The sequence below is a fragment of the Mesorhizobium sp. M2C.T.Ca.TU.002.02.1.1 genome, from assembly GCF_003997225.1.
In genome coordinates this window covers 1-593 of sequence record NZ_RZTO01001457.1, presented here as the reverse complement: position 1 = coordinate 593, position 593 = coordinate 1, and the positions used below count along the sequence as shown (strand labels likewise).

General features: G+C 59.4%; 1 protein-coding gene. It reads left to right on the top strand.

Features of this window, described 5'->3' with window-relative positions:
* Positions 1 to 224: 224 nt before the first annotated feature.
* Positions 225 to 593 (top strand): AsnC family transcriptional regulator (locus EOD07_RS36730; RefSeq protein ID WP_127238526.1); only part of this gene is annotated, 369 nt, incomplete at its 3' end.

Here is a 593-nt window from a genome sequence, read left to right as displayed (position 1 = left end):
GCCGGTCTTTTTGTTTTTGGCGCGGGGGCCAGCCTGATATCGGCATGGCCTGACTTCGCGTCCGCTCGATCCCCAGCCATCTCCTCTTCAAGCACTTCAAAACCCGCTCCGCGTCGGTGCCATCCGGCATCGCGCCTGTTTCCGTTTGAAAATGGCTTGTCAATGACGGATTCTTATGCAAATTTAAAAACTGTAGTAGGAAATCGACATGAACGAGGGGTTTTATGTGGGATTTCGTCAGCACTAATGATCTGGACGAGACCGAGCAGGCGGTTCTTTCGCAGCTGAAGGTCGACGGGCGGATGTCGAGCGTCGACATCGCCAAGCGCATCGGCGTGACCGAGGCGACGGTGCGGCGCAAGATGGCGCGCGTCCTCGAGGATCCCGATATCTCAATCCAGGCGGTGGTGCGGCCGCTGCGCAGCGATCTCGGCATCGCGGCGATCGTCGGCCTCGACGTCGACCGCGAGCACATCATCAGCGTGGCGCGCAAACTCTCCGAATATTCCTTCGTCGACTCGGTCTACGCCATGACCGGACCCTTCGACATCATCATCCAGCTGACCCTGCCGTCGACGACGGCGCTGCATGAC